Below are 26258 nucleotides of genomic sequence, written 5' to 3'. Positions count from 1 at the left end.
AAAAGCATAGAATAAACAAGGGACTGTCCTGAAAGCTCAATGCCATTCAGGTCAGTTCTTTTGTTGTTTCCACCTTATACATAAATTTACAAAATACTTAAAACTTTTTTATTTTACGCAATTGGTGTACAATTCTTCATGGTGGATGACCAGCCCGTTGGCCCCGTTTTAAGGGGTTGAATGTAAAAAGGTCCCCCAATGGGATAAACAATTCAGAACTTTGTGAAAAAAGGGTGAAATGAATTGCAAGCCCCAGGGGGTTGTGTTACTATTTAGTAGCCCTTGTGAGGTGTTTAACGAATGAATGAAGAACGTTCACTACAATCCTTTATCGATTATCTGAAAATAGAGAAGCATTATTCTTCTTATACATTTGAACATTATCGTCATGATATTGAAGAGTTTTACGTATTTATGAAAGAACAGGGTTTAGGTTCTTTGAAAGATGTCGAGTATTCTGATGCAAGGCTGTTTTTGACCAAACTCCATGATCAAGGTTTGAAAAGAGCTTCTGTCGCGAGGAAAGTATCGAGCATAAGAAGCTTTTATCGTTTCCTGAACAGGGAAGCCCGTGTCCTTGAGAACCCTTTTTCTTATGTGAATCTTCCGAAGCGGGAGCAGAGGCTGCCGAAGTTTTTTTATGAAGAAGAAATACAAGCACTCCTTGATGCCTGTGGGGATTCCACACCCCTCGAGATCAGGAACAGGGCACTATTCGAGCTGCTGTACGCAACCGGCATGAGGGTAAGTGAATGCTCGGGTCTTACGTTGGATGATCTGGATTTCTCCCTATCGATCCTGCTGGTCCGGGGGAAAGGTGGCAAGGAGAGGTACGTACCGTTCGGGAGTTTTGCCCATGATGCACTGGAGGAATACATAAACCGATCGAGGACGTCTTTGGCCAATCATGCGTCAGAGAAACACCTCTTCCTGAATCATCGGGGAGGTCCGTTGACGCAAAGGGGGATCAGGCTGATCCTGACCAAGCTGATCGACAAAGCCTCCCTGACCAGAAAGATTCACCCTCATATGCTCAGGCACACATTCGCCACGCATCTATTGAATAACGGGGCGGACCTGAGGGCCGTGCAGGATCTCCTTGGGCACGCCTCTCTTTCTTCCACCCAGGTGTATACGCATGTATCGAAAGACCAATTGAGGAAGTCATACCTCGCGCATCATCCACGTGCATAATGGAGAAGGGAATGAGTAGGATGGAACAATTTCATGCAACAACGATATTCGCCGTTCAACATAACGGTCATTGTGCCATGAGCGGTGACGGTCAGGTGACATTCGGTAATTCGGTCGTCATGAAACATACGGCCAGGAAAGTAAGGAAGCTTTTCAATGGCAAGGTTCTTGCAGGATTCGCCGGATCGGTTGCCGATGCCTTCACACTTTCCGAAATGTTTGAAGGGAAGCTCCAGGAATTCAACGGGAATCTACCGAGGGCTGCCGTCGAGCTAGCGAAGCAATGGAGAAGCGACAAAATCCTGAGAAAGCTTGAAGCCATGCTTATCGTGATGGACCAGGACCACCTTTTGTTGATTTCGGGTACCGGGGAAGTCATCGAACCGGATGATGGAATCCTTGCTATCGGCTCAGGGGGCAATTATGCCCTTTCTGCGGGACGCGCATTGAAGCAATATGCCGGTGAGCACCTGACGGCAAAGGAAATTGCCCGGTCATCCCTGAATATTGCAGCTGAAATTTGCGTTTATACGAATAGTCAAATCATTGTTGAAGAGCTTTGATATAGATTCCCGTATGGGGCAAAGGAGTGTGTAGAGAATGAAGAATTCGGAACATTTAACGCCGAGGCAGATCGTTGAGCGTCTCGATCAATTCATCATCGGTCAAAAGGATGCCAAGAGGGCTGTAGCAGTCGCTCTTCGCAACAGATACCGGAGAAGTCTTCTCTCAGATGAGTTGCGGGACGAAGTGATCCCGAAGAATATCCTGATGATGGGTCCTACGGGAGTCGGGAAAACCGAGATAGCCAGAAGGATCGCGAAGCTGGTGCGTGCACCGTTTGTTAAGGTGGAAGCAACGAAATTCACTGAAGTTGGTTATGTAGGACGAGATGTCGAATCGATGGTCAGGGACCTGGTGGAAACATCGGTGCGTCTTGTGAAGGAAGAGAAGATGGCGGGTGTGCAAGAGGCCGCTAGAAAAAATGCCGATCAGCGTCTCGTCGAACTGGTCGTTCCTTCAAAGAAAAAGTCCTCATCCTATAAAAACCCTTTCGAAATGATCTTCGGAGGGAATCAAACCCAATCTTCTGATGATGATCAGGATAAGCAGGAAGAAATGTCCCTCCAGGAAAAAAGGAAGGTCATTGAGGAAAAGCTTCGCAACGGTGAACTGGAAGAAGAGTTCGTTACCATCGAGGTGGAAGAGCAGCAGGCATCGATGTTCGATATGCTGCAAGGGTCCGGAATGGAACAGATGGGGATGAATATGCAGGATGCCTTGAGCAATCTTGTACCTAAAAAGAAAAAGAAGAGGAAGCTCAAGGTGAAGGAAGCCCGTGCCGTCCTGACGAGTGAAGAGGCCCAAAAGCTGATCGACATGGATGAAGTGACGCAGGATGCCGTCCTCAGGGCAGAGCAGTCCGGGATCATTTTCATCGATGAGATCGACAAGATCGCGAGCAAGAGTTCCGGTCAGTCGTCAGCCGATGTGTCGAGGGAGGGTGTACAGCGTGATATCCTGCCGATCGTCGAGGGTTCCACAATCGTAACCAAGTATGGTTCCGTGAAAACGGATCACGTCCTGTTCATCGCAGCCGGTGCTTTCCATATGAGCAAACCGTCTGACCTCATTCCGGAACTTCAGGGGCGTTTCCCGATCAGAGTCGAGCTTCAGAAGCTGTCCACGGATGACTTCGTGAAGATTCTGGTTGAACCTGATAATGCGATCATCAAGCAATATATTGCGTTACTGGAAACAGAAGGTATACAAATCGAATTTTCTGACGATGCTATTCGTAGACTCGCCGAAATCGCCTATGACGTGAACCAGGAAACAGATAACATCGGTGCAAGAAGGCTCCATACCATCATGGAGAAACTACTTGAAGATCTATCGTTCGAAGCGCCAGATATATCGATGGGAACCGTTTCAATCACTCCGGGCTATGTCGACGAAAAACTGAAGGCCATCGCAAAAGATAAGGATCTTAGCCAATTTATTCTATAAGTTTTTTTTAGATTGAATATGGGTAAAGAACCATGAATTCATCCCAATATATATTGAAGAAGAAACACTTTAGCCGTAGTAGGAGGAAATCGTATGAATTTACTAGCGAAAACAAGAACCATTAATGCCATGCTGCAAAATGCAGCAGGTAAACCAGTTAACTTCAAGGAAATGTCCGAAACATTGAGCCAGGTCATCGAAGCGAATGTCTTCGTTGTAAGCAGAAGAGGGAAGCTTCTAGGCTATGCAATCAATCAACAGATTGAAAATGAGCGTATGAAACAGATGCTCGCAGATCGACAATTCCCTGAAGAGTACACGCAAAATCTTTTCAATGTACAGGAAACATCTCCAAACCTTGATGTGAATAGTGAGTACACTGCGTTCCCTGTAGAGAACAAAGAACTATTCAACAGCGGCTTGACCACAATCGTTCCGATTATCGGTGGTGGAGAGCGACTGGGAACCCTTATCCTTGCCCGCCTCGAAGCTTCGTTCGAAGATGATGACCTCATCCTCGGTGAATATGGTGCAACGGTCGTTGGAATGGAGATCCTTCGTGAAAAAGCGGATGAGATCGAAGTCGAAGCACGTAGTAAAGCGGTTGTTCAAATGGCAATCAGCTCCCTATCGTACAGTGAGCTTGAAGCAATTGAACATATCTTCGAAGAACTTGACGGAAACGAAGGATTGCTCGTGGCATCCAAGATTGCTGACCGTGTAGGGATCACCCGTTCAGTGATTGTCAACGCTCTGCGTAAGCTTGAAAGTGCCGGCGTTATTGAGTCACGCTCCCTAGGTATGAAAGGGACGTACATTAAAGTGCTGAACAATAAATTCCTTGTTGAATTGGATAAGCTCCGCACCAACTAATAGTGGAACCCCATCATCGTTATCCGGTGATGGGGTTTTTTTGCGTTGTGAAAATCACTATATATGCTTAGAAAACTTTTTCGGGAATTTGTCAGGAATATGACCATTATGACAGCCTTCATTCAGCTTCCACCCCGTAAATCCCTTCAGAGAACGATAAACAAATATCCAAAAATAAAACAAAAGTACTATATGAGGTGAATCTTAAGCCCTTGTTAAACATTTGTTGAATAGTACAATTAAATTAATTCCAAGAACGACGGCATTCGACGGAAATAGGCGATGATTTACAATTATTACAATAAGTAAATGGGCATTCAATGTCACAAAACCGGATGAAATAAGGGGTGAGGGATCTTTTATATTCTTTTAGCCCAGATTCGCTTGTTCAGCAGGTTGGCAACAAAAGGATTTTGTATAGTCTATAAGTCATATTTTTTTCAATTATCGACAAAGTTCTATCATTTTTACGGAAATTTCATAGACACTACCTGTACGAAACATTACAATAAATACTGTTGCATGATAAATATGTCAAACTAAGTAGTAATTTGTAAAATAACTAGTTAGAGGTGGATATAGTGAACATTTTTTCCAATACATTTTCAGTTCTTGAACGAGGTCTTGACTATGCTTCGCTGAATCAACGGACCATATCACAAAATATAGCCAACGTGGATACCCCGAATTATAAAGCGAAAAAAGCAGAGTTCAGTCAGGTGCTTCAGGATTCCATGAATGCGCTGGAAGCAACCAGGACGGACTCAAGGCACTTCGCCTTTCACTCACAGCCCTCTAGCAGTCGAATTTCAATCAAACAACCCAATGAATACAATCATAACGGGAATGGGGTCGACTTGGATCAGGAAATGTCAGACCTTGCTTCCAATCAAATCTATTATAATGCCGTAACAGATAGACTGAGCGGTAAATTCAACAGCCTCCAGTCAGTCATTAAAGGAGGGAAATAAGTATGACCATCTTTGCAGGAATGAATACCACGGCGTCGGCCCTTACCGCACAGCGGCTTAGGATGGACACGATCTCGTCCAATATGGCCAATGTGGATACAACGAGGGGGAGGCTTGTTGACGGCGTGTGGCAACCCTATACGCGCAAGAGCGTCGTGATGGAAAGTAAAGGCGGAGGGTTCACTTCATTCTTGAACCAGGCAATGGGCAAAACTGATTCCCCTGGGAGCGGTGTTCAGGTCTCAAGGATAGAAGAAGATACCCAAACGCCCTATAAGATGCAGTATGACCCGGAAAATCCGGATGCCGATGCTGAAGGATACGTAAGGCTGCCGAATGTAGATCCTTTGCGTGAAATGGTCGATCTCATTTCGGCTACTCGTTCCTATGAGGCGAATGTGACGGTGTTCAATGCCAATAAATCCATGCTGTCAAAAGCACTTGAAATAGGTAAATAAGGGAGGGGAAGCACTTGGCGATCTCAGGAGTCAATTCTGTACAAGGCGGTATGATGATACCGTCAGTCAAGATAAATGAAACGAAAACCGGAGAAGCGGGGTTTGGCAAGTTACTGAAGGATACGATCGATGAAGTAAACAAGAGCCAGCTTCAATCCGATGAAATGACCAAAAAACTGGTGATGGGGGAAAATGTGGATCTGCATTCCGTCATGATTGCATCCCAAAAAGCAAGCATCACCATGCAGACTACCATGGAAGTGAGAAACAAAGTGATTGAAGCCTATCAGGAAATCATGAGAATGCCAATGTAAGTCGTTTGGCACTAGTACCGGAGGATTGTAATGAATGAATCGCTTACGAAATATAAAGATCAGATAAAAACGTTTTGGGTCAGTCGTTCCCGAAAACAAAAAGCCGGAATGGGGATCGGTTTACTGCTCATCCTCATCTTGATTGCCATCATCAGTTTCTTTGCAACCAGAACAGATCTTGTGCCTTTATACAGTAATCTTTCCGTATCTGAAACAGGGACGATCAAGGAAAACCTCGATGGACGGGGGATCACTTCGGAAATTTCCGACGGTGGAACGACGATCATGGTCCCGAAGGAACAGGTGGATACATTGAAGGTGGAGCTTGCCGCGGAAGGCATCCCGAATTCAGGAAGCATCGATTATTCCTTCTTTAGTCAAAACGCCGGATTCGGTATGACGGATAATGAATTCAATGTATTGAAGCTGGATGCCATGCAGACCGAACTGGCAGATCTTATGAAGAGCATCGACGGCGTGAAAGATGCAAAGGTCATGATCAACATGCCGGCCGAGCAGGTATTCGTGAGCGATGAGAATCAGCAGGGCTCTGCGTCCATCGTATTGAATACCAATCCGGGATTCACAATGGACCAGAGACAGATCAAATCCCTTTATCACCTGGTTTCCAAAAGTGTACCTAAGCTTCCTACGGATAATATCGTGATCATGAATCAAAATTTCGAGTACTTCGATCTTGATTCACAAAATGCAGGAAGCAGCGCAGTGGCTGGGCAAATGGAGATCAAAAAGGAAGTGGAGCGTGATCTTCAGCGACAGGTCCAAAATATGCTTGGAACGATGATCGGCTTCAATAAGGTCGTCGTGTCCGTTACAACTGATATTGACTTTACCCAGGAAAATAGGGAAGAAAACCTCATAACTCCTGTAGATGAGGAAAATATGGAAGGAATTGCAGTCAGTGCACAGCGGATCAATGAAACATACTCCGGTGAAGGTGCGGCCGACGGGGGTACACCTGGTGCAGGTGACGGCAATGAACCGACAAACAGCGGTATTACATATGGATCAGGCAGTGCGTCAAATGGTGACTACGAAAAAATGGAAGAAACCATTAATAACGAAGTGAACAGAATCAAGAAAGAAATCACAGAGAGTCCATATAAGGTAAGGGATATCGGAATACAGGTCATGGTCGAACCACCAGAGCCAGACAACTTGAATTCACTTCCGCAATCAAGGGTTGACGATATTCAGCAGGTTCTGTCAACGATCATCCGTACGTCCATCGACAAAGATGAAGTTCCCGATCTGACCGATCAGGAACTGAGTGATAAGGTCGTCGTGTCTGTACAGCCTTTCAACGGCAAGGTGGAGTTGAACGACGAGAAAACCACCGGCCTGCCTTGGTGGATCTATGCAGTCGGAGGGGTGCTGCTACTTGTGATCATCCTCCTCGTCATCATGATCGTTCGCTCAAGGAAAAAAGAAGAAGAAGTGGAAGAGCTTTTCGTGGAAGAGAAATTGGAACAGGCTCCCATCCCGGATATTGAACCGAAACAGGAAACAGAGGCCACCATCAGGAGGAAGCAGCTTGAAAAGATGGCCAAAGACAAACCTGAAGAATTTGCAAAATTACTGCGCACGTGGTTAGCGGAAGAATAGGGGGATCGGAATGAGAAGAGAAAAAGGACTAACAGGTAAGCAAAAGGCAGCGATTCTCCTGATCTCCCTTGGGCCGGATGTATCGGCATCGGTGTACAAGCATCTTTCAGAAGAAGAAATTGAAAAGCTCACCCTTGAGATCTCCGGTGTGAAAAAGGTGGAGACGGAGGCGAAAGAAGGGATTTTGGAAGAGTTTCATCACATTGCCATGGCCCAAGATTATATTTCACAGGGCGGTATAGGTTATGCGAAGACCGTTTTAGAAAAGGCATTGGGAGCCGATCAAGCAACAGCCATCATAAATCGTTTAACGTCTTCCCTTCAGGTTCGACCATTCGATTTTGCCCGCAAAGCCGATGCAGCCCAAATCCTGAATTTTATTCAGAATGAGCATCCTCAAACGATTGCGCTCATACTTTCCTATCTTGATCCGCAACAGGCAGGACAAATCCTTTCTGAACTTCCTCAAGAGGTCCAAGCGGATATTGCGCGCAGGATCGCCTTGATGGATGGCACCTCTCCTGAAGTGATCAGTGAAGTCGAAGCCATCCTTGAGAAGAAGCTGTCAGCCACCGTCACACAGGATTATACGCAGACAGGCGGAGTAGAGGCGGTAGTTGAAGTGCTGAACGGGGTAGATCGTTCCACGGAAAAAACGATTCTCGACTCGCTGGAAATACAAGATCCCGAGTTGGCTGAAGAAATCAAGAAGCGGATGTTCGTCTTTGAGGATATCGTGACCCTTGACAGCCGCTCCATCCAACGCGTCATACGGGATTGTGAGAATGAAGACCTGCTCCTTGCCCTTAAAGTCTCGGCTGATGACGTCAAGAATGTCGTATTCAAGAATATGTCGAGCCGCATGGTCGAAACGATCAAAGAAGAGATGGAATTCATGGGGCCGGTCCGCTTGAAAGACGTAGAAGAAGCCCAATCAAGGATCGTGTCCATTATCAGACGACTCGAAGACTCGGGAGAAATCATCATCGCCAGAGGCGGGGGAGACGATATCATTGTCTAAGATCATCAAAAATGCCGCCGAGCGCGGCAGCAAGATCATCGAACCCAGAAAAATCCTCTCACGCGTGGGTGACACACCAGACCACGGCGCAGCTACTGATGCCCTTCTGGAGAATGCAAGAATGGAAGCGGATCTTCTCCTTGACGATGCACGGCGTGAACACCAACGGATCCAGGAATCTATTCAAACGGCCAGGAGAGAGTGGGAAAAGGAAAGGGAACGCCTCATGGAAGAAGCTTACAATGAAGGCTATTTGCTGGGGGAACAGGAAGGAAAACAAGCTGGTTACAATGCTTATACCGGAATCATCGACGAAGCGAATCGGATTGTCGAGCACAATCGAGAAAACTATTACTCTTACATTGAGCGTGCAGAGAAGGTCATCCTGTCCCTTGGTGTCAAGTGTGCTGGGACAATCATCCAACAGGAACTCGAAGATGAAGAGCGTTTCATCCCTTTCCTTCAGAGAGGACTCAAGGAAGTCAGGGATCTGCCGGAAGTGCGGATCCATATCCACCCATCCAGGCACCCCCTTCTTATGGAGCATAAAAGTGAACTGGAAGCGATGTTCCCCGCAGAAGTGCAATTATTCGTCTATGCGAACGATGATCTCGATCCTATGGAGTGTTACATGGAAACAAAGCAGGGGAGAATCGTCCTTTCCGTCGATTCCCAGCTTGAGGAATTGAAAAGGAAGCTTCTTGAGCGGATGGAGGAGGAAGGATGAAAGCGAGTGAACTTCTGGATTTCATCCCCAAGACCCCCACATTCAAAAAATACGGAAAAGTCCATCGCGTAGTAGGCCTGATGATTGAATCCCAAGGACCTGAGAGCTCTGTGGGTGAAGTGTGCCATATCCATATGAAAAGCAGGGGGAAAGAGAAAATCATTCCTGCAGAAGTGGTCGGATTCAATGGGGACCTGGTCATTTTGATGCCGTATACGAGTATGCAGGACATCGCTCCGGGCAGCCTGGTGGAAGCCACGGAAAAACCGCTTGAAATCAAGGTCGGACCGTCATTGATCGGGAAGGTCATCGACTCCCTTGGAAATCCCCTTGACGGCAGTTCCCTTCCATATGGACTTAGTTCTGTCCACACGGAAAAAGAATCCCCAAATCCACTGTCACGTCCTCCGATTGATGAAGTCATGGAGGTCGGTGTGAAGGCGATCGACAGTATGCTCACAGTTGGCAAGGGGCAGAGAATCGGTATATTTGCAGGGAGCGGGGTCGGAAAAAGCACCCTGCTCGGAATGATTGCCAGGAATACGAAAGCCGACCTGAACGTCATCGCCCTTGTGGGGGAACGTGGCAGAGAGGTGAGGGAATTCATTGAGAGAGACCTTGGCGAGGAAGGACTGAAGCGGACGATCGTGGTTGCCGCAACGTCAGATCAGCCAGCTCTTAAAAGGATCAAAGGAGCTTTTACCGCCACGGCCATCGCTGAATACTTCCGTGACAAGGGAATGAATGTGATGCTGATGATGGACTCTGCTACAAGGGTGGCGATGGCACAGCGTGAAATCGGTCTTGCTGTAGGCGAGCCACCCACCACGAAAGGGTATACTCCGTCCGTATTCGCCATCCTTCCAAAACTTTTGGAACGGACCGGAATCAATACAAATGGAAGCATCACAGCTTTTTACACCGTGCTGGTGGATGGGGATGATCTCAACGAACCGATTTCCGATACGGTGCGTGGAATTTTGGACGGCCATATCGTCCTGGATCGGGATATTGCCAATAGAGGGCAGTACCCGGCTATCAATCTTCTGAAAAGTGTCAGCCGATTGATGAATCATCTTGCGGATCCTGAGCACAAACAAGCTGCAACCCGGATCCGCGAACTTCTCAGTACGTATTTGAAATCGGAAGACCTGATTCAGATCGGAGCATACAAAAAGGGTTCTTCTCGGGAAGTGGATGAAGCCATCGACTACTATCCGGCCATCATTTCTTATTTGAAACAGGATGTCATGGAGAAGCGCTCTTTCAAGGAAAGTGTGGAAGAGCTAATACAGCTGGCGGAAACGGGTGAATGAAAGCATGAACTATGAATATCGATTCGAGCGGATCCTTACCTTAAAGGAGCAGGAAAAAGAAGAGATGCAAGAACAGTACAAATCCAGTGTGTCAAAATTCCAAGAAGCTGCGGAACAATTATATGAGGCGCTGAAGAAGAAAGAGACCCTGGAGGCCATGCAGGTTGAGAAGCTTTCTACCGGGTTATCGATCCTCGATATCAGGCATCATCAGCAGTTCATCACGAATCTCGAGAAGACCATTTCTTACTTTCAGAACCTTGTGGTACAGGCAAGAAACAGGATGAACTGGTTTGAAGAAAAAATGATCGAGATGAATATCGAAGTAAAAAAGTATGAAAGGTTGAAAGAAAAGGATTTTAAAGCCTTTCTTGGAAACCTTCAGGCGGAAGAAAACAAGCAGTTGGATGAAGTTTCCGTAACCCAGTACATGAAGCAGGAAGTCAGGTGACGAAAAATGGCTAAATCAAACGAAATCGACGGCCCTCAGCCTCACGGGCGATTCCAAAAATTCGTATTCATCGTCCTGATCCCGATCCTGTTCATCATTGTCGTCACGCTGGTGGTTTTGACGGCAACAGGAACAAATGTATTCGAAAAAGCACAATCCCTCGGAATCAGCATCCCGTTTACCGACGATAAGGAACCGGCGTCCGCTGATACCGAGAAAGAAAACACGGATGCCCTCAAGGCGGTCATAGAAGATCAAAAAGCCGAAATTGCTCAGCTGAGCTCTTCTCTTGAGCAAAAAACAAAAGAAGTGGACGGGTTGAATGCATCCATGGAGCAACAGTCTTCCGAAATGGAGGAACTCCGTCAAACCGGCGACGAAAGTAAGCGTTCCTTCAAAGAGATCATCTCGACCTATGAAGCGATGTCGGCAAAGAATGCAGCCCCTGTCATCCTGAATATGAAAGATGACGATGCCGTCAAGATTCTGTCGAGCATCAAGCCGGCGACATTGGCGTCCATCCTTGAAAAAATGCCCCCGGCTGATGCAGCCAAGTACACGGGCATGATCACGGCGGAAGAAGGAGGGGACCGATGATGCAGATCAATCCACTGATGAACCAGCTGGGTGCCCTGTCCTCGTCCTCCCAAGCGCAAGGAGAGACGGCAGCAGGAGAAGGGGCAATCTTCACTTCTCAGCTTCTGGGCTTTCTCGGACAAATACAGGAGGGTGGAATAATGCCCGATGCAGCAGAGAAGCCTTCGCTCCTGAAGAGTCTTCAACTGCTTCTTCAGACAGACAGCCTGTCAAGTCTAGGATTCTCCGAAGAAGAGGTAGAGGCACAGTCAGGGCATGAAGAGATCACCATGGAGGACGTGGCAGAGATGCTTGGAATCGATGTGGAGACTCTCCAGGCCTATCATGCTGATCTGTTGAAAGAGATGCATGTCATGCCTGGAAAGATTGAACCCCCTGATGATCTTCGAGAGCTCGTTGCCGGGATCCTTCAGCTTTCAAAGGAGCTGCCGACAGAAATGAAGTCGCAGCCGCTTGAGCAGGCGGTCAAGCTGATCAGGGCAATGGAACTTTTAAGTGCCGCGGGCAAATCCGAGTGGAACAGCACTTATGAGTCGATCCAGATTAAAGAGGCCCTTAAAGAACTTCTGGTCAGGATGGAAGGATCCGGGCAAGGGGCAAGTCGGAAAGAACCCGAACTGAAGGCCGGGAATCAGGTGGAAAAGATGGTACGTGAGGTTCCATCTGGTGTGAATGCATTCCAACCATCCACTTCTGTCCAAGGCACAGCCACAATGAAAGCAAGTCTTTTCCTGAAACCTGAACAGCCTGAAAGCTTTGTCCAGCAGTTTCAGAACCTTTTGGGCAAGTCCCAGTTTTCATCGATGGGTTCGATGAGCAAATTGTTCATCAAGCTTTATCCTGAACATCTGGGTTCCGTGAGGATCGAGCTCCTTCAGCAAAACGGTGTGATGACCGCAAAGATCATGGCATCATCTGCATCGGCCAAGGAGATGCTCGATTCCCATCTGCAGGGATTGAAGCAGGCTTTTCACTCTCAGAATATCCAGGTGGATAAAATCGAACTGTCACAGAGTCTGAGCGATCCTGAAAGAGCCTTCAGGGGACAATCACAACAGCAGTCCAAAGAACACGGACAGAAACAGGACGGACAGGAGAGGGAACCAGATTCAGATACGGATTTCAAAGAGTTACTTATAAAGAATGAACAGGTGATAACATGACGAAAATTGATCCCGGTTTACTTTACTCGAATCTTCAACCGGAGAAGCGTTCAGGCGCAAATGATATTCTCGGCAAGGATGACTTTCTTAAAATCCTGATGACCCAGCTTCAGAATCAGGATCCCATGAACCCTATGCAGGACAAAGATTTTATCGCACAGATGGCTACATTCTCGTCCTTGGAGCAGATGACCAATCTGAATAAGACGATGGAAGGTTTTGTTGAAGCGGAAGCACAGAGCCGTTTGATTTCATACAATTCATTCGTCGGGAAGCAGGTCACCTGGCACAAGCTGTCTGGTGAAGGAGAGGATGCTGCCATCGAGCAGGGGGAAGGAATCATCAAGGGAGTGCGTTTCAAGAACCAATCGGTTGAATTCATCATGGAAGACGATAGTATCCTGACGCCGGCCAATATCTCACAGGTGAACCAGACTGCACCCGGTGATACCACTCTCGTAAATGCCACGATGCTGATCGGTAAATTGGTATCCTGGCAAGAAGGGGAAGAGGTCAAGCAAGGAGTGGTCCAGTCCGTTTCCAAGAAGGATTCGGCCATTTGGATCCATTTGGCCTCTGGAGAAAAGATCAAGTCAGGCGATTTGACGGCAATCGAGACGCCTAAAGCCTAAAAGAGAATAAGAGAGGGGAAATAAAACATGTTACGTTCTATGTACTCAGGTATCAGTGGAATGAAAAATTTCCAGACGAAACTGGATGTAATCGGTAATAACATCGCCAATGTCAATACGTTCGGGTTCAAAAAAGGCAGGGTCACCTTCCAGGATCTCATGAGCCAGACCGTTTCCGGTGCCAGCCGTGCCACAATTGACCGCGGGGGTCAGAATGCGAAGCAGGTTGGTCTTGGGAGTTCACTTGCAACCATTGACTCGATCCAGACCCAAGGAAGCCTTCAAACGACGGCAAGGGACCTCGATGTGGCTGTATCCGGTGACGGATTCTTCGTAGTCAAGACAGGGAACAACACCATGTATACCCGTTCCGGGAATTTCTATCTTGATTCCAACGGTAGCCTGGTCACGGCTCAGGGTAACCTCGTACAAGGGTATCCCGTCAATGCTCAGGGTGTCGTAAACCGCAGCGCAGCAACTGATATCAAGGTGGATACCAATGCAACGATGGCTCCTCAAGCATCCTCACTTGCCACGTATAACGGTAATTTAAAAGCAAGTGCCGCACAAGGAACCGAAGTAGAAGTGGAAACCAAGGTAAAGGATTCACTTGGAAAAGACGTATCTTTGAATATCAAAATGACGAAGACAGGGACGAATAATCAATGGGATGTGGTCATTTCTAGCACTACACCGGGTGTGACCGTGGCAACGGGTACTACAAGGACTTTCACATTCGATAACCAGGGAAAGCTGACGAATCCGACATCTTCCAACATCTCCCTCACCAATACGACCGGAGCGAATCCAACCCAGGCTATCGAGCTCGACTTCTCCAAAATCACCCAGTTCGATAGCTCTTCGTCTGCCAACACCGACACGGTGGATGGAAATGCAGAAGGGTACCTGGAAAGCTTCAATATCGGGTCATCGGGAGAAGTGAACGGCGTATTCTCGAACGGGGAAGTAAGGGTTCTGAGTCAGCTCGCGGTTGCGACATTCTCGAATCCGGGAGGACTGATGAAAGCAGGGGGCAATCTATTCCAGGCTTCGAATAACTCCGGGCTTCCGAATACAGGGGTACCCGGGGAAGGTCGCGGGTTGCTTCAGGCAGGTTCATTGGAAATGTCCAATGTAGACCTTTCTGAAGAATTCACCGAAATGATCACGGCACAGCGTGGATTCCAGGCAAATACAAGAATCATCACCACTTCGGATGAAATCCTTCAGGAACTCGTGAACCTGAAACGATAATCATCTGACAGAAGGAGGGAAGGGCTGAGGTTTCCCTTGGCCCGATAACATGATTACGTTAACTAGGTTGAACGGCAAAGCGCTCACAATCAATGCATTATACATTGAAACCATCGAATCTTTTCCGGATACAGCCATCCTTCTCACCAATGGAAGAAGGTATGTGGTCAAAGAGTCGGTGATGGAGGTGCAAGCCCTCTCAACAGAATTTTATCGACGTGTCCAGCTCCTCGGGAGTGGGCTCAAGGGAGGGATGAATGATGAAGAATAAAGCCGTCGCCATCACCATGATCATGGTCGTCACTTTCGTCCTTTTAGGGGCGGTAGGCTGGGTGGTCGTAAAACAGATGTCACCGAAAGCGGAAGCCAAAGAGCCGAGCATCGAAGAGGTGCTCTCTTATTCGGTGGATGTACCGGAGATGACGACCAATCTGTCGAGCAATGATTTCATTCGCATCTCGTTCAAGATCCAGACGGATGGAAAGAAAGCAAAAGAGGAATTACAGCAGCGGGACTTCATGGTGAACAATATCATCATCGAGGAGCTTTCTGAGCTGAATGCAACCGATTTGAAAGGCAAGAAAGGCAAAGAACTGATCGAAACAACCATTCGTAAAAGAGTCGACTCCCTTATGCAGGAAGGATCCGTCGAAAAAGTCTATATCACATCGATGATGATCCAATAGGGACACCTGTTTTGATTGGTAGGGAGGTGAATGAATTTGGCCAATGAAATCTTATCACAAAGTGAAATCGATGCCCTCCTCTCCGCGATCAATACCGGGGAAATGAGTGCAGATGATTTTAAAAAGGAAGAAGAAGAGCGGAAAGTAAAGGTCTACGATTTCAAACGGGCTCTCCGGTTTTCGAAGGACCAGATCAGAAGCTTAACAAGGATCCATGAAAACTTCGCCCGCATCCTGACCACTTACTTCTCAGCTCAGCTAAGGACCTACGTCCACATCAATGTCGCATCGGCCGATCAGATTCCTTATGAGGAGTTCATTCGATCCGTACCTAAAATGACGATATTGAATGTGTATGAACTGCCTCCACTCGATGGCCGTATCTTGATCGAAATCAATCCCAATATCGCCTACTCCATGATGGACCGCGTCATGGGCGGTAAAGGAGTCTCCATCAACAAGGTGGAAAATCTCACGGAAATCGAGACGACTATCATGAGTCAGCTCTTCGAAAAAGCATTCGAAAGTTTGAGGGAAGCCTGGAGTACCGTCGTGGATGTTGATCCGGTTTTCGATGAGTTCGAAGTGAATCCCCAGTTCCTCCAGATGGTCTCTCCGAATGAAACCGTGGTGGTCATTTCGTTGAACACGACGATTGCAGAAACGAGCGGGATGATCAATATCTGCATCCCCCATGTCGTCCTCGAGCCGATCCTGCCGAAGCTGTCAGGAAGCTACTGGATGGAGAGCAAGCGGAAGGAGAGCAGTTCGACAGAAGTGACCCATCTACGCGAGGGCGTCAAGAAGGCGAAGGTACCGGTTGTCGCCCAGCTTGGGAAAACAGAGGTCACCATAGAGGACTTCCTAACCATGGGGGTCGGGGATGTCATCGATCTAGGAACCGGTATAGGAGATCCCTTGACCGTCTGCGTCGGGAATGTGCCGAAATTCATTGCACAACCTGGCCGGTCCAAGAAGAAACTGGCTGTACAAATTTTGGAAACAGTGAAAGGGGGAGACGGTGATGAGTGACATGCTATCACAGGACGAAATTGATGCGTTGCTAAGGGGCTCTGCCGAATCCGATGAAACGAATGAAAAACCTGAGATCCGGACGGATGATCACATCTCTTCAGTAGAAGTCGATGCATTGGGGGAAATCGGGAACATATCCTTTGGAAGTTCAGCTACGGCATTATCCACTCTGTTGAATCAAAAAGTGGAAATCACAACCCCGCAGGTATCGATCGTTGACCGTAACCTGCTTGAGGAAGAATTCCCGCATCCATATGTTGCGATTCAAGTACAGTACACGGAAGGATTCTCTGGCGCCAATCTTCTCGTCATCAGACAGTCCGATGCATCCATCATCGCGGATCTGATGCTTGGCGGTGATGGCATTTCCCCGTCACAGGACCTTGGAGAGATCCAATTGAGTGCGGTGCAGGAGGCGATGAACCAGATGATGGGTTCTGCTGCCACGTCCATGTCGACGGTGTTTCGGAAAAAGGTGGATATTTCACCACCTTCCATCAATCTCATGTTTATCCCTAAAGGGGAAGGAAAAGAAAATCTTCCTGAGGAAGACCTGCTTGTCAAGGTATCGTTTGCCCTGAAGATCGGGGAACTGATCGATTCGAGCATCATGCAACTCCTGCCATTGAAATTCGCCAAAAGTCTGGTGGATGAGCTTATGGCTCCCGAAGAAGTGGACATACATATTCCCCCTGTACAAATGGAGGAACCGTATCAGGCCGAAAGAGAAGTGGCGGCAGCCCATACAGTGGAAGCGCCAAGGGTGGAGGAACCGAGTGTGAACGTGCAGCCTGCAGCATTTGCAGACTTCGAGTCACCGCAGCTCGGAGCCCATGAGGCCAAGAATCTGAATATGCTCTTGGATATTCCGCTGCAGGTGACGGTCGAGCTCGGAAGGACGAACCGGTCCGTCAAGGAAATCCTTGAGCTGTCCTCAGGTTCCATCATCGAGCTGGATAAGCTCGCAGGGGAACCGGTTGATATCCTCGTCAACAGCCAGCTTATGGCTAAGGGCGAGGTCGTAGTCATCGATGAGAACTTCGGCGTGAGGATCACCGATATCGTCAGTCAAAGCGATCGTCTAAAACGATTAAAGTAAAAAGAATGATGGAGGTAGACCAGAATGGCTAATAAAATACTGATTGTAGATGATGCAGCATTCATGCGAATGATGATCAAGGATATTTTAACGAAAAATGGTTTTGATGTAGTAGGGGAAGCGGCAGACGGATCCCAGGCAGTGGATAAGTATAAAGAATTGAAGCCTGATTTGGTGACGATGGATATCACCATGCCTGAAAAAGATGGCATCGCAGCGTTGAAAGAAATCAAGGCAAGCGATCCAGGGGCGAAAATCATCATGTGTTCAGCCATGGGACAACAGGCAATGGTCATCGACGCCATCCAGGCGGGAGCAAAGGACTTCATCGTGAAACCATTCCAGGCAGACCGCGTAATCGAAGCCATTCAAAAAGCATTAAGCTAAAGGATTTAAGAAGGTGTGCATGCAGTGAGAAAACTTTTACTAACCCTTTGCATCATGATGGCCCTCGTGGCCATCTGGGGGCAAACGGCCTATGCGGTGGAGGACAGCACGAAATTTTGCATCGAGAATCCGGATAAATGCAATCAATCCGATGAAACACCCGTCAATTTGGCAGGCGATACGTCTGTTACATTTATGGACTATGTAAAAATGGTCGGTGCCTTGCTGTTTGTCATCGCTTTGATATATGGCCTTTTGAAGTTCATCAATCAAAAGGGCAGATCGTATCAGCAATCAAAATTGATCCATAACCTCGGGGGTACCACCCTGGGAGGAAATCGTTCCGTACAGCTCATAAAAGTGGGGGATGAGATCCTCGTGGTCGGGGTCGGTGAAAATATCCAGTTGTTGAAAGAGGTAGAGGATCCCTCTCAAAAGGAGAAAATCCTCTCTTTTTATGAAGATAAACCGGTCTCTCCCGTCAATTGGGTGTCAAAATTCACGAACCAGAAAGGGACAGGGTCTTTTCAATCCCATCTGAAAGAGCAGCTGGAAGAAATGAAGCGGGGACGCAAGACGACGCTTGGGGAATGGAAGAAGAAGAGGGATCAGTCAGATGAATGAATTCATGGAGTTCTTCAATACCAGTTCAGCAGATAATGTCTCCACAAGCGTCAAACTTCTCTTATTGTTTACGGTGCTGTCCCTTGCACCGAGCATTCTGATCCTCATGACGTGTTTCACCAGGATCATTATTGTTCTTTCCTTTGTCAGGACGTCGCTTGCGACCCAGCAGATGCCTCCGAATCAGGTGTTGATCGGTCTTTCGCTTTTCTTGACGTTCTTCATCATGGCCCCGACGTTCCAGCAGGTGAATGAAGATGCCTTGACGCCATTATTTAATGAAGAGATCAACTTGGAGCAGGCATATGACCGGGCCTCGGTGCCGTTCAAGGAATTCATGAGCAGTCACACACGGCAAAAGGATTTGGAGTTGTTCTTGAATTACTCAGGTGCTGAACAACCTGAGTCGATTGAAGACATTCCTCTTACATCCTTGGTACCGGCTTTCGCCCTGAGTGAAATCAAGACCGCCTTCCAGATCGGGTTCATGATCTTCATACCATTTCTGGTGATCGATATGGTGGTAGCGAGCATCCTTATGTCCATGGGTATGATGATGCTTCCACCGGTGATGATCTCCCTTCCGTTCAAGATCCTCCTGTTCGTACTTGTTGACGGGTGGTATCTGGTAGTGAAATCGCTCCTACAAAGTTTTTAAGAAGGTGAAGTAATTGAGTGTAGAATCCGTAATTTCCTTGGCAGAAAGAGGGATTTATACGACTTTGATCGTCTCTGGACCACTGCTGTTATTGGCACTGGTCGTGGGGCTGATCGTGAGTATTTTCCAAGCAACGACACAGATCCAGGAGCAGACACTTGCCTTCATCCCGAAGATTGTGGCCGTGCTCATCGGGATCATCTTTTTCGGCCCTTGGATGCTGACGAAGATGTTGACCTACACATCTCAGATATTTTCAGATTTAACCAGGTTCGTAGGCTAAGGGCATGGAGCAGCTTGTCCCGTTATTATCGGTTTATTTATTGATATTTGTCAGGGTTTCGTCCTTTTTCATCACCATGCCCCTGTTTTCCTACAGAACCATCCCGGCTCAGCATCGACTCGCATTTTCTGCCGTCATTTCGTGGGTGATGTATTATTCCGTGGAAGCCACGGCGTTTGACATCAACGGTCAGTACATTTTGTTGATCATGAAGGAAGCGCTTGTCGGCCTTCTGATCGGGTTTATCGCCTACATGATCTTATCCGCCGTGCAGATTGCCGGGGGATTGATTGATTTTCAGATGGGCTTTGCCATAGCGAATGTAATTGACCCTCAAACGGGTGCTCAAAGCCCCCTCATGGGGCAGTATCTTTATACATTCGCCCTGTTATTGATGTTGACGTTGAACGGTCATCATCTTTTGTTGGATGGGATCTTCTACAGCTACAGGCTCATCCCCATCGATCAGGCGTGGATCCCGTTCGGGAACGAGGATATGGTGGATTACGTCTTGAAAGCGTTCAATTCCATGTTCATCGTGGCCTTCCAAATGTCGATACCTGTCGTTGCGACACTTTTTCTTGTCGATGTGGCACTGGGGATCGTAGCGCGTACCGTTCCGCAGCTCAATATCTTCGTTGTCGGATTCCCCATCAAGATTGCAGTATCGTTCATCATTCTCTTCATTGTCATGGGCGTCATGTTTGCGGTGATGCAGAAGTTGTTCGGGATGATGCTCGTTACCATGAGGGACTTAATGAACATCATTGGAGGCACTTAAATTGAAGCAATTGAAACTGGACCTGCAGTTTTTCAGTGGGGAGAAGACCGAGAAGGCAACGCCTAAGAAACGGGACGATGCCCGTAAGAAAGGTCAGACCGCCAAGAGTCAGGATGTGAATACGGCGATCATTCTCCTGTCGGTATTCATCTTCATGCTCTTTGGCGCCTCATTTCTAGGGGATGTGGTGTTTGATCTTTTCCATCAGACGTTTCAGGAGTATATGCTCATGGACCTTACCGAGAAGAGCATCCGTGTTATCACCCTCGATATAATGAAAGAACTCGCCTTGCTTCTCGGACCCATCATGCTCGTCGCGTTGATTGCCGGACTGGTGGCCAACTATATCCAGGTGGGGGTGATGTTCACGGTGGAGCCGATCCAGCCCAAATTGGAAAAGATCGATCCGATCAAAGGATTTAAACGGATCTTTTCCCTGAGGGCGATTGTTGAGCTCGTGAAATCCATCCTTAAGATCGGATTCGTTGGAACCATCACATTCGTGGTCCTTTGGATCAATATTGATAAGGTATTGAGCCTCTCCTTTAAATCAGTGGGTGATTCCTTGCTGACCATGGGGAAGCTTACCGTCCAGATGGGCATCGCGGCCTCGATTGCGCTTCTGTTCCTCTCCCTCTTTGATTTCCTCTATCAGAGATATGACTTTGAGAAGAATATTAGGATGTCGAAGCAGGATCTGAAGGATGAACATAAAAACATTGAAGGCGATCCGCTGATCAAATCGAAGATCAAACAAAGACAGCGGGAGATGGCCATGAGGAGGATGATGCAGGAGGTTCCCCAGGCGGACGTCATCATCACGAATCCAACGCATTTTGCCATCGCCCTTAAATATGATGAAAAGAAGATGGATGCGCCGTACGTTGTGGCAAAGGGTGTCGACTTCCTTGCACAAAAAATCAAATTCATCGCAAGTGAGCATGGTGTTGTCACCATTGAAAACCGACCGCTGGCAAGAGCCCTCTATGATGCAGCAGATATAGGGGATGCCGTCCCGGAAGAATTTTTCAAAGCTGTGGCAGAAATCCTTGCCTACGTATACAGAACCAAAAAATCACATGCCATACATAGGGAGTGAGTAATATGCCAGCAAGAGATCTATCCGTTTTAGCGAGTGTCATCTTGATCGTCGCCATGCTGATCATCCCGTTTCCGGGGTGGCTGCTGAGTGTGTTGATCATCATTAATATATCACTTGCCCTCCTTGTGCTCCTTATCTCCATGAATATGAATGAACCATTGCAATTCTCGATATTTCCGTCGCTCCTGTTGCTGCTGACGCTATTCAGACTTGGTCTAAATGTTTCCACAACGAGGTCGATCCTTAGTAAAGGGGAAGCAGGGGGCGTTGTGGAAACATTTGGAACATTCGTAGTCGGAGGAAACGTCCTCGTCGGGCTCGTGGTATTCGTCATCTTGATCGTGATCCAATTCATCGTCATCACGAAGGGGTCAGAGCGTGTATCAGAAGTGGCCGCCCGGTTTACCCTTGATGCGATGCCCGGGAAACAGATGAGCATCGATGCCGACCTGAATGCTGGGATGATCTCGGAACAGGATGCCCGCACACGCCGTGAAAAAGTCGGAAGAGAAGCCGACTTCTACGGTGCGATGGACGGGGCATCGAAGTTCGTTAAAGGGGATGCCATCGCCGGGATCGTCATCGTCATGATCAATCTGATCATGGGGATCATCATCGGGATGACCCAGATGGGCCTTCCCATCGCAGAGGCTGCTACAAAATTTTCACTTTTGACCGTCGGTGATGGGATCGTAAGTCAGATCCCGGCCCTATTGATTTCAACGGCAACAGGGATCGTCGTCACCCGTGCTGCCTCTGAAGGGAACCTAGGGCAGGATATCATGAATCAGCTCCTCGCTTATCCCGTCATGCTCTATGTGGCGGCATCGACGATCTTTTTACTTGGTGTGTTCACACCGATTTCATTCCTCGTTACCGTGCCGATCGCAGCTGCCCTTGCCCTTGGCGGCTACATGGTATCCAGGACGCCGAAGCAGGATGTAGCAGATGTGATGGAGATGGAAGAAGAATTGGAACATGAGGAAATGAAAAGTCCTGAAAGTGTCGTGAACCTGTTGAATGTAGATCCAATCGAATTCGAATTCGGGTACGGGCTCATTCCCCTTGCAGATTCCAATCAGGGAGGGGACCTTCTTGACAGGATCGTCATGATCAGAAGGCAGCTTGCCATCGAAATGGGTCTCGTGATTCCGGTTGTGAGGATCAGGGATAATATTCAACTGCAGCCAAATGAGTACCGTCTGAAAATCAAAGGCAACGAAATGGCGAAGGGTGAGCTGCTCCTTGATCACTATCTCGCCATGAGTCCGGGGATCGACGATGGATCGGTGGAAGGAATCGATACGATCGAACCATCATTCGGACTCCCGGCAAAATGGATCTCAGAAGAAATGAAGGAACAGGCAGAAATCTTCGGTTATACAGTGGTCGACCCGCCTTCTGTCGTATCCACTCATTTGACGGAAATCATAAAAACCCACGCGCATGACCTACTTGGAAGGCAGGAAACGAAGCAGTTGATCGATCATCTGAAGGAATCGTATCCGATCCTGGTGGAGGAAGTGACGCCGAATCCACTTTCCATAGGTGAAATACAAAAAGTACTGGCGAAATTATTGAAAGAGCATGTTTCAATCAGGAATCTTCCGGTGATTTTCGAAACCCTCGCCGACTATGGAAAAATGAGCTCCGATACCGACCTGTTGGCAGAGTACGTAAGACAAGCCCTAGCAAGACAGATCACCAGCCAGTACGCAGGAGATGAATCCATGCTTAAGGTTGTGACCGTATCAGGCAAGGTGGAGAAGAAAATTGCCGATAGTATACAACAGACAGAGCATGGAAACTTCCTGTCCCTTGATCCCGGTGACTCACAGGAGATTCTTGAAAGCGTGGCGTCACAGGTCGAACAGGTTTCCCTCATGGAAGAATCACCGGTCATCCTCTGCTCTCCTGCTGTCCGCATGTACATCAGGCAGATGACCGAGCGCTACTTCCCGCAGGTTCCGATCCTTTCTTATAATGAGCTCGAAGCAAACGTTGAAGTACAAAGTCTAGGGGTGGTGAATATTTCATGATGGTCAAAAAATACAGAGCCGACTCAATGAACGACGCCATGGCGAAGGTTCGGAAGGATCTTGGTTCAGATGCAGTGATTCTCCATTCGAAACAGATCCAAACGGGAGGCATACTCGGCTTCTTCAAAAAAAGGGGCGTGGAGGTCATCGCTGCTCTCGATCCGGATCACTCGGAGGAGGAGGCTCCCGTGAAAGTGGAAAGGGTCCAAGATCCCGCCCCCCAGCCTGCAATCAATCAGCAGCTCGGTGAACTGAAAGGCATGATCGCCGCATTATCTACGTCGATGACGGATCATTTCCCTTCTCCCGTATCGGATATCCTGGATTCTTTTAAAAAACAGGGGGTGAAGGAAGAATACCTGTTGGAACTTGGAAACCGGCTTCAGCGGCTTCCGGAAGAAACCTACATCGAAAGCACAGTAGCCTACCTTACCGAGCGCTTGGAGAGTGTTGATATGGGTGGGATGACCTTTTCTCATAAGTATATCAATCTCATGGGACCGACCGGGGTAGGAAAGACCACGACCCTTGCGAAACTGGCGGCTGAAGCCGTGATCGAGAAAAGAAAAAAAGTGGCCTTCCTGACGACGGATACATACCGGATCGCTGCGATCGAACAGTTAAAAACCTATGCATCCCTTCTGAACGTACCGGTTGAAGTAATCTATAAGGCGGAAGATTACAGGGCGGCGATGGAGAAATTTAGGGACTGCGATCATATTTTTATCGACACGGCGGGCCGTAACTACCGGGAAGAACATTACGTGACGGAACTCAATAACCTGATTGACTTCAGTACCGATATGGAGTCCTACCTCGTTCTCTCCCTTACCAGTAAGGAAGAAGATATGAAAGAGATCGCTACTGCGTTCTCGTCTATGAAGATCGACCGCTTCATATTCACCAAACTTGATGAAACTTCAAGCATGGGATCGATTTTCAACCTCATCCTTGAGACGGGAATCGGTGCCGCGTACGTGACAACAGGTCAGGATGTGCCGGAAGACATCGAACCACTCGGGGCCGGGGACATTGCCCGGCTGATGATGAAAGGGATCCGACCATGAATGATCAGGCACATAAACTCAGACAAAGGATGAATGAAAGTGCGAGGACGTATGCTGTCGTGAGCGGTAAAGGTGGAGTCGGGAAGTCGAATATCACGACGAACCTGGCCATCCTTCTGGGGAAAAGGGGGAAACGGGTCCTGCTGTTCGATATGGATATCGGAATGGGGAATGTGCATCTTCTCCTGGGAAGCCACAGGAAATACTCCGTGATGGATTATATCGAGGATGGGAATAAGACGATTCACGACGTGGTATGCAAAGACGTGCACGGTATCTCCTATATATCCGGGGGCAACGGATTGAAGGACTTGGTGGAATGGCACGGCGAACGGATGGACCGCTTTTTTGAAGGGCTCAAAGAGCTCATGAGGCACTATGATTATATTTTATTCGATATGGGCGCCGGGGCTACGAGTGCGTCCATCGAGTTCCTGCTGTCAGTCGATGAGATCATTGCCGTGACCACACCTGAACCCACGGCCATGACCGACGTATATTCCATGATGAAGTATATTTTCCTGAGAGACCGCTCAAGGGAGATTTCGATATTATGCAATCGGGCTTCGACGAAACGAGAGGGAAGGGAAACGCTCATCAGGCTTAAACACACGGTAGGAAAATTCCTTTTAAAAGAGGTAACGGACCTCGGCTTCCTCCCTGAAGATCCGACTGTGCGAAAAGCTGTGGTGAATCAGGTGCCCCTGGTCATCGGATATCCTGCTTCAGCAGTATCAAGAAGTCTCAAGGACGTGCTGGATGTCCTGATTCCGACGGGGGTAAAGGTGAAGAAATCATCCTTTATAGAAGGCTTCCGAACGTTTTTCAAAGGGGTTGATGCAGTTGATTAAGGTGCTGGTGGTGGATGATTCTGCGTTCATGAGGAAGCTGATCAGCGACTACCTCAGGTCCGAGGCTTTGATTGAAGTCATCGGTACCGCGCGCAACGGGGAGGATGCCGTCAAGAAAATCAAACGGCTGAGACCGGATGTCGTGACATTGGATATCGAAATGCCCGTCATGAACGGTCTTGAAGCACTCAAGGTCATCATGGATGAGCACCCTGTCCCCGTCGTGATGCTCTCCTCGACAACCAAAGAAGGCGCTGATGAAACGGTGAAAGCCATGAGCATCGGAGCTGTCGACTTCCTTGCCAAGCCTTCAGGGACGATTTCCCTTGATTTGTACAAAGTCCAATCCGATATAGTTAGAAAGGTCATTGAAGCGAGCAAGGTGAACATGGGGAAAATGGTTCCCGATCAGAAGCGTTTCATGCCGGTTGAAGTGCCGAAGATGAATGGGCTGGCTGATGGGGACGCCCTGATTGCCATCGGTACCTCGACGGGGGGGCCGCGGGCTCTCCAAAAGGTGCTCGCGGAACTCCCGCGTTCCATCCCCGCTCCCATCGTCATTGTGCAGCATATGCCCCCCGGGTTTACGAAATCTCTTGCTGCAAGGCTCGATGGCCTGAGTGACATTACCATTAAGGAAGCGGAGCAAGGAGAGAAGTTGCAGAAGGGGACGGCGTATATCGCACCGGGCGGTGAACATTTGAAAATCGTGTCGAAAGGGGACGGTCTATTCGCCCAGCTTGATAGGGGAGAGCCCGTAAATGGGCACCGCCCTTCCGTTGATGTATTATTTGCATCCATCGCCGACCTTGGCCATCAGAACACCATCGCGGTCATTATGACGGGCATGGGCTCTGATGGAACGAAGGGACTTGCCTCCTTGAAAGGAAAGGGCAGGGTGAGGGTCATCGCCGAAGCGGAAGAAACCTGCATCGTGTATGGAATGCCTAAGGCCGCCGTGGCCGGAGGATATGTGGATCGATCGGTGGAACTGGGAGAGATTTCTCAGTCCATCCTGAATTATTTGAGGTAAGGGAGT

General features: G+C 48.1%; 30 protein-coding genes. All 30 read left to right on the top strand.

Annotated features, from left to right (window positions below; genetic code table 11):
* Window positions 1–300 precede the first annotated feature (300 nt).
* Window positions 301–1194 (top strand): tyrosine recombinase XerC, encoded by an 894-nt coding sequence (xerC, locus tag ACNA6I_RS07215; RefSeq protein WP_048004062.1) that lies wholly within the window; start codon window positions 301–303, stop codon window positions 1192–1194.
* Between the two features lie 20 nt (window positions 1195–1214).
* Window positions 1215–1757, top strand: coding sequence for an ATP-dependent protease subunit HslV (hslV, locus tag ACNA6I_RS07210; RefSeq protein WP_048004521.1), 543 nt, complete (start codon window positions 1215–1217; stop codon window positions 1755–1757).
* A gap of 37 nt (window positions 1758–1794) precedes the next feature.
* The gene (hslU, locus tag ACNA6I_RS07205; RefSeq protein ID WP_048015551.1) at window positions 1795–3204 is read left to right on the top strand and encodes an HslU--HslV peptidase ATPase subunit; all 1410 of its coding nucleotides are present in this window, start codon (window positions 1795–1797) and stop codon (window positions 3202–3204) included.
* A gap of 93 nt (window positions 3205–3297) precedes the next feature.
* On the top strand, window positions 3298–4077 hold the full coding sequence (gene codY, locus ACNA6I_RS07200; protein WP_048004060.1) for a GTP-sensing pleiotropic transcriptional regulator CodY: 780 nt from the start codon (window positions 3298–3300) through the stop codon (window positions 4075–4077).
* Between the two features lie 581 nt (window positions 4078–4658).
* Complete coding sequence (flgB, locus tag ACNA6I_RS07195; protein WP_048013074.1) at window positions 4659–5048, top strand: flagellar basal body rod protein FlgB; 390 nt, start codon at window positions 4659–4661, stop codon at window positions 5046–5048.
* 2 nt (window positions 5049–5050) lie between these two features.
* Complete coding sequence (gene flgC / locus ACNA6I_RS07190) at window positions 5051–5506, top strand: flagellar basal body rod protein FlgC (RefSeq protein WP_048004058.1); 456 nt, start codon at window positions 5051–5053, stop codon at window positions 5504–5506.
* Window positions 5507–5559: 53 nt separating this feature from the next.
* The gene (gene fliE / locus ACNA6I_RS07185; protein ID WP_048004520.1) at window positions 5560–5820 is read left to right on the top strand and encodes a flagellar hook-basal body complex protein FliE; all 261 of its coding nucleotides are present in this window, start codon (window positions 5560–5562) and stop codon (window positions 5818–5820) included.
* 30 nt (window positions 5821–5850) lie between these two features.
* Window positions 5851–7446: a flagellar basal-body MS-ring/collar protein FliF gene (fliF, locus tag ACNA6I_RS07180; RefSeq protein ID WP_048015552.1), complete on the top strand. Its 1596-nt coding sequence runs from the start codon at window positions 5851–5853 to the stop codon at window positions 7444–7446.
* A 10-nt stretch (window positions 7447–7456) separates the two neighbouring features.
* Window positions 7457–8467 carry a flagellar motor switch protein FliG gene (gene fliG / locus ACNA6I_RS07175; RefSeq protein WP_048004056.1) on the top strand — a complete coding sequence of 337 codons (1011 nt, stop codon included), beginning with the start codon at window positions 7457–7459 and terminating at the stop codon, window positions 8465–8467.
* Window positions 8460–9194: a flagellar assembly protein FliH gene (fliH, locus tag ACNA6I_RS07170; RefSeq protein ID WP_048004055.1), complete on the top strand. Its 735-nt coding sequence runs from the start codon at window positions 8460–8462 to the stop codon at window positions 9192–9194. The genes fliG and fliH overlap by 8 nt, the downstream gene beginning before the upstream one ends.
* Window positions 9191–10510, top strand: coding sequence for a flagellar protein export ATPase FliI (gene fliI / locus ACNA6I_RS07165; RefSeq protein WP_416313109.1), 1320 nt, complete (start codon window positions 9191–9193; stop codon window positions 10508–10510). Before fliH ends, fliI begins: the two co-directional genes overlap by 4 nt.
* A 4-nt stretch (window positions 10511–10514) precedes the next feature.
* Window positions 10515–10961, top strand: a complete 447-nt coding sequence (gene fliJ, locus ACNA6I_RS07160; RefSeq protein WP_048004053.1) for a flagellar export protein FliJ — start codon at window positions 10515–10517, stop codon at window positions 10959–10961.
* 6 nt (window positions 10962–10967) lie between these two features.
* On the top strand, window positions 10968–11558 hold the full coding sequence (locus ACNA6I_RS07155; protein WP_048004052.1) for a MotE family protein: 591 nt from the start codon (window positions 10968–10970) through the stop codon (window positions 11556–11558).
* Window positions 11555–12721, top strand: a complete 1167-nt coding sequence (locus tag ACNA6I_RS07150; protein ID WP_416313108.1) for a flagellar hook-length control protein FliK — start codon at window positions 11555–11557, stop codon at window positions 12719–12721. The genes ACNA6I_RS07155 and ACNA6I_RS07150 overlap by 4 nt, the downstream gene beginning before the upstream one ends.
* Window positions 12718–13353, top strand: coding sequence for a flagellar hook assembly protein FlgD (flgD, locus tag ACNA6I_RS07145; RefSeq protein ID WP_048004050.1), 636 nt, complete (start codon window positions 12718–12720; stop codon window positions 13351–13353). The genes ACNA6I_RS07150 and flgD overlap by 4 nt, the downstream gene beginning before the upstream one ends.
* Before the next feature lie 27 nt (window positions 13354–13380).
* On the top strand, window positions 13381–14607 hold the full coding sequence (locus ACNA6I_RS07140; RefSeq protein WP_048004049.1) for a flagellar hook protein FlgE: 1227 nt from the start codon (window positions 13381–13383) through the stop codon (window positions 14605–14607).
* 49 nt (window positions 14608–14656) lie between these two features.
* On the top strand, window positions 14657–14878 hold the full coding sequence (locus tag ACNA6I_RS07135; RefSeq protein WP_048004048.1) for a flagellar FlbD family protein: 222 nt from the start codon (window positions 14657–14659) through the stop codon (window positions 14876–14878).
* Window positions 14865–15293: a flagellar basal body-associated protein FliL gene (gene fliL / locus ACNA6I_RS07130; protein WP_048004047.1), complete on the top strand. Its 429-nt coding sequence runs from the start codon at window positions 14865–14867 to the stop codon at window positions 15291–15293. Before ACNA6I_RS07135 ends, fliL begins: the two co-directional genes overlap by 14 nt.
* A gap of 36 nt (window positions 15294–15329) precedes the next feature.
* Complete coding sequence (gene fliM, locus ACNA6I_RS07125; protein WP_048004046.1) at window positions 15330–16325, top strand: flagellar motor switch protein FliM; 996 nt, start codon at window positions 15330–15332, stop codon at window positions 16323–16325.
* Window positions 16318–17427: a flagellar motor switch phosphatase FliY gene (gene fliY, locus ACNA6I_RS07120; protein ID WP_048004045.1), complete on the top strand. Its 1110-nt coding sequence runs from the start codon at window positions 16318–16320 to the stop codon at window positions 17425–17427. Before fliM ends, fliY begins: the two co-directional genes overlap by 8 nt.
* A gap of 24 nt (window positions 17428–17451) precedes the next feature.
* Entirely contained in the window at window positions 17452–17814 is a 363-nt protein-coding gene (locus ACNA6I_RS07115; RefSeq protein WP_048004044.1) for a response regulator, read from the top strand.
* A 24-nt stretch (window positions 17815–17838) separates the two neighbouring features.
* Window positions 17839–18438: a flagellar biosynthetic protein FliO gene (locus ACNA6I_RS07110; protein ID WP_053072123.1), complete on the top strand. Its 600-nt coding sequence runs from the start codon at window positions 17839–17841 to the stop codon at window positions 18436–18438.
* Window positions 18431–19096 carry a flagellar type III secretion system pore protein FliP gene (fliP, locus tag ACNA6I_RS07105; protein WP_048013079.1) on the top strand — a complete coding sequence of 222 codons (666 nt, stop codon included), beginning with the start codon at window positions 18431–18433 and terminating at the stop codon, window positions 19094–19096. Before ACNA6I_RS07110 ends, fliP begins: the two co-directional genes overlap by 8 nt.
* 13 nt (window positions 19097–19109) lie before the next feature.
* A complete protein-coding gene (gene fliQ, locus ACNA6I_RS07100; RefSeq protein ID WP_048004042.1) occupies window positions 19110–19379 on the top strand; it encodes a flagellar biosynthesis protein FliQ in 270 nt (89 codons plus the stop codon).
* A 4-nt stretch (window positions 19380–19383) separates the two neighbouring features.
* Window positions 19384–20160: a flagellar biosynthetic protein FliR gene (gene fliR, locus ACNA6I_RS07095; RefSeq protein ID WP_251527103.1), complete on the top strand. Its 777-nt coding sequence runs from the start codon at window positions 19384–19386 to the stop codon at window positions 20158–20160.
* A gap of 1 nt (window position 20161) precedes the next feature.
* A complete protein-coding gene (gene flhB / locus ACNA6I_RS07090; protein WP_251527101.1) occupies window positions 20162–21259 on the top strand; it encodes a flagellar biosynthesis protein FlhB in 1098 nt (365 codons plus the stop codon).
* A gap of 5 nt (window positions 21260–21264) precedes the next feature.
* On the top strand, window positions 21265–23301 hold the full coding sequence (flhA, locus tag ACNA6I_RS07085; protein ID WP_148795023.1) for a flagellar biosynthesis protein FlhA: 2037 nt from the start codon (window positions 21265–21267) through the stop codon (window positions 23299–23301).
* Window positions 23298–24368, top strand: a complete 1071-nt coding sequence (gene flhF, locus ACNA6I_RS07080; RefSeq protein ID WP_048004038.1) for a flagellar biosynthesis protein FlhF — start codon at window positions 23298–23300, stop codon at window positions 24366–24368. Before flhA ends, flhF begins: the two co-directional genes overlap by 4 nt.
* Window positions 24365–25219 (top strand): MinD/ParA family protein, encoded by an 855-nt coding sequence (locus ACNA6I_RS07075; RefSeq protein WP_048013082.1) that lies wholly within the window; start codon window positions 24365–24367, stop codon window positions 25217–25219. Before flhF ends, ACNA6I_RS07075 begins: the two co-directional genes overlap by 4 nt.
* The gene (locus tag ACNA6I_RS07070; protein ID WP_048004036.1) at window positions 25206–26252 is read left to right on the top strand and encodes a protein-glutamate methylesterase/protein-glutamine glutaminase; all 1047 of its coding nucleotides are present in this window, start codon (window positions 25206–25208) and stop codon (window positions 26250–26252) included. The genes ACNA6I_RS07075 and ACNA6I_RS07070 overlap by 14 nt, the downstream gene beginning before the upstream one ends.
* Window positions 26253–26258: the final 6 nt, after the last annotated feature.

Source organism: Rossellomorea sp. FS2 (genome assembly GCF_047915635.1).
GTDB lineage: Bacteria > Bacillota > Bacilli > Bacillales > Bacillaceae_B > Rossellomorea > Rossellomorea marisflavi_A.
Note: the sequence above shows the minus strand (reverse complement) of the source record. Positions and strands in the feature narration are given on the sequence as shown.

Excerpts from the sequence above, each read along its gene's own strand:
- ACNA6I_RS07075 (WP_048013082.1), top strand. The coding sequence starts at position 24,365 with ATGAATGATCAGGCACATAAACTCAGACAAAGGATGAATGAAAGTGCG.
- hslV (WP_048004521.1), top strand. The coding sequence starts at position 1,215 with ATGGAACAATTTCATGCAACAACGATATTCGCCGTTCAACATAACGGT.
- fliG (WP_048004056.1), top strand. The coding sequence starts at position 7,457 with ATGAGAAGAGAAAAAGGACTAACAGGTAAGCAAAAGGCAGCGATTCTC.
- fliI (WP_416313109.1), top strand. The coding sequence starts at position 9,191 with ATGAAAGCGAGTGAACTTCTGGATTTCATCCCCAAGACCCCCACATTC.
- ACNA6I_RS07115 (WP_048004044.1), top strand. The coding sequence starts at position 17,452 with ATGGCTAATAAAATACTGATTGTAGATGATGCAGCATTCATGCGAATG.
- xerC (WP_048004062.1), top strand. The coding sequence starts at position 301 with ATGAATGAAGAACGTTCACTACAATCCTTTATCGATTATCTGAAAATA.
- fliR (WP_251527103.1), top strand. The coding sequence starts at position 19,384 with ATGGAGCAGCTTGTCCCGTTATTATCGGTTTATTTATTGATATTTGTC.
- ACNA6I_RS07150 (WP_416313108.1), top strand. The coding sequence starts at position 11,555 with ATGATGCAGATCAATCCACTGATGAACCAGCTGGGTGCCCTGTCCTCG.
- fliP (WP_048013079.1), top strand. The coding sequence starts at position 18,431 with ATGAATGAATTCATGGAGTTCTTCAATACCAGTTCAGCAGATAATGTC.
- flgC (WP_048004058.1), top strand. The coding sequence starts at position 5,051 with ATGACCATCTTTGCAGGAATGAATACCACGGCGTCGGCCCTTACCGCA.
- fliL (WP_048004047.1), top strand. The coding sequence starts at position 14,865 with ATGATGAAGAATAAAGCCGTCGCCATCACCATGATCATGGTCGTCACT.
- ACNA6I_RS07155 (WP_048004052.1), top strand. The coding sequence starts at position 10,968 with ATGGCTAAATCAAACGAAATCGACGGCCCTCAGCCTCACGGGCGATTC.
- flgD (WP_048004050.1), top strand. The coding sequence starts at position 12,718 with ATGACGAAAATTGATCCCGGTTTACTTTACTCGAATCTTCAACCGGAG.
- ACNA6I_RS07135 (WP_048004048.1), top strand. The coding sequence starts at position 14,657 with ATGATTACGTTAACTAGGTTGAACGGCAAAGCGCTCACAATCAATGCA.
- codY (WP_048004060.1), top strand. The coding sequence starts at position 3,298 with ATGAATTTACTAGCGAAAACAAGAACCATTAATGCCATGCTGCAAAAT.
- fliF (WP_048015552.1), top strand. The coding sequence starts at position 5,851 with ATGAATGAATCGCTTACGAAATATAAAGATCAGATAAAAACGTTTTGG.
- fliJ (WP_048004053.1), top strand. The coding sequence starts at position 10,515 with ATGAACTATGAATATCGATTCGAGCGGATCCTTACCTTAAAGGAGCAG.
- fliE (WP_048004520.1), top strand. The coding sequence starts at position 5,560 with ATGATACCGTCAGTCAAGATAAATGAAACGAAAACCGGAGAAGCGGGG.
- hslU (WP_048015551.1), top strand. The coding sequence starts at position 1,795 with ATGAAGAATTCGGAACATTTAACGCCGAGGCAGATCGTTGAGCGTCTC.
- flhA (WP_148795023.1), top strand. The coding sequence starts at position 21,265 with ATGCCAGCAAGAGATCTATCCGTTTTAGCGAGTGTCATCTTGATCGTC.
- fliY (WP_048004045.1), top strand. The coding sequence starts at position 16,318 with ATGAGTGACATGCTATCACAGGACGAAATTGATGCGTTGCTAAGGGGC.
- ACNA6I_RS07140 (WP_048004049.1), top strand. The coding sequence starts at position 13,381 with ATGTTACGTTCTATGTACTCAGGTATCAGTGGAATGAAAAATTTCCAG.
- flhF (WP_048004038.1), top strand. The coding sequence starts at position 23,298 with ATGATGGTCAAAAAATACAGAGCCGACTCAATGAACGACGCCATGGCG.
- ACNA6I_RS07070 (WP_048004036.1), top strand. The coding sequence starts at position 25,206 with ATGCAGTTGATTAAGGTGCTGGTGGTGGATGATTCTGCGTTCATGAGG.